The following is a 1,743-nucleotide window of genomic DNA, read 5'->3' as shown; positions in this document are numbered from 1 at the left end:
GGGCGGCGTGCGCCGGCGGGGTGCCGGTGTACGCCGCCCTCGGGCGGGACGGGGCGCGGGCGGCGGGCCCGCGGTGTCGGGGCGGCTACTTCGGGTCCTGGTTGAACTTCGCGGTCGACCAGAGGTAGCCGAGCACGGTCAGCGCCGTGCACCAGGCGACGGCGAGCCATCCGTTGTTCCCGATCCCGGTGCCGAGGAGCAGCCCGCGCAGGGTCTCGATGGCGGGGGTGAACGGCTGGTATTGGGCGATCGGCTGGAACCAGCCGGGCATCGCGTCGATGGGGACGAAGGTGCTGGACAGGAGCGGCAGCAGGATCAGGGGCATCGCGTTGTTGCCGGCGGCCTCGGCGTTCGGGCTGATCAGCCCCATGCCGACGGCGATCCAGGTGAGGGCCGTGGCGAAGAGCACGAGCAGTCCGAGCGCCGCGAGCCACTCCAGGGGCGTGGCGTCCGTGGACCGGAAGCCGATGGCCACGGCGACGGCGCCGACGAGGAGCACGCTCATGACGGACTGCAGCACGCTGCCGATGACATGTCCGATGAGCACGGAGCCGCGGTGGATCGCCATCGTGCGGAAGCGGGCGATGATGCCCTCGGTCATGTCGTTGGAGACGGACACCGCGGTGCCGACCACGGTGCTGCCGATGGTCATCAGCAGGAGACCGGGGACGACGAAGGCGATGTACTCGGTGCGGTCGGGAGCGCCGCCGCCGATGCCCGCGCTCATGGTGTCGCCGAAGATGTAGACGAACAGCAGCAGCAGCATGATCGGGGTGAGCAGGAGGTTCAGGGTGAGGGAGGGGTAGCGCCGGGCGTGCAGGAGGTTGCGGCGCAGCATGGTGGAGGAGTCGCGCAGGGCGAGGGGCAGGGTGCTCATCGGACAGCCTCCTTGGGCTGGTGGGGGATGTCGGTGCTGTCGGTGGTGTCGGTGAGGGCGAAGAAGACGTCGTCGAGGTCGGGGGTGTGGACGGTGAGTTCGTCGGCTTCGATGCCGGCGGTGTGCAGGCGGTCGAGGATGGTGCGCAGGTCGCGTTGGCTGCCGTCGGTGGGGATCTGCAGGGTCAGGGATTCGTCGTCGTGGGTGGTGCCGGGCAGGGCGCGGGCGGCGTCGCGGTAGGCGGCGGGGTCGGTGAAGCGCAGTCGGAGGTGTCCGCCGGGGATGAGGCGTTTGAGTTCCTCGGCGGTGCCCTGGGCGGCGATGGTGCCGTGGTGGAGTACGGCGATGCGGTCGGCGAGTTCGTCGGCTTCCTCCAGGTACTGGGTGGTGAGGAAGACGGTGACGCCGCCGGTGACGAGTTCGCGGATGATCTGCCACATGGTGTGGCGGGAGCGGGGGTCCAGGCCGGTGGTCGGTTCGTCGAGGAAGATGATCCGCGGGTCGCCGACCAGGGTCATGGCGATGTCGAGGCGGCGTTTCATGCCGCCGGAGTAGGTGGAGGCGGGTCGTGACGCGGCCTCGGTGAGGTCGAAGCGCTCCAGCAGTTCGGCCGCGATCCGCCGTCCCTCGCGCTTGGGCAGGTGGTGCAGGTCCGCCATCAAGAGCATGTTCTCCTCCCCGGTGATCAGGCCGTCGACCGCGGAGAACTGCCCGGTGACACCGATCGCGGCACGCACCGCCTGCGGATCGGCGGCCAGGTCGTGCCCCCCGACCTGCGCCTGCCCGCCGTCGGCGGACACGAGCGTGGAAAGGATCTTGACGACGGTGGTCTTCCCGGCACCGTTCGGCCCCAGGAGCGCGAAGAC

Annotated in this window: 2 protein-coding genes; both read right to left on the bottom strand. The window is 70.3% G+C overall.

Going from position 1 to position 1,743, the window contains the following annotated elements; all coding sequences use genetic code 11:
• Positions 1-85: 85 nt before the first annotated feature.
• Positions 86-877, bottom strand: coding sequence for an ABC transporter permease (locus tag AB0F62_RS42750; RefSeq protein WP_361812319.1), 792 nt, complete (start codon positions 875-877; stop codon positions 86-88).
• Positions 874-1,743, bottom strand: an 870-nt coding sequence (locus AB0F62_RS42745; RefSeq protein ID WP_361812316.1) for an ATP-binding cassette domain-containing protein, incomplete at its 5' end; no start/stop codon positions are given. The genes AB0F62_RS42745 and AB0F62_RS42750, both read right to left, overlap by 4 nt.

The organism is Streptomyces sp. NPDC026673, from assembly GCF_040638135.1.
GTDB lineage: Bacteria > Actinomycetota > Actinomycetes > Streptomycetales > Streptomycetaceae > Actinacidiphila.
This window is presented reverse-complemented; position numbering and strand designations above follow the sequence as displayed.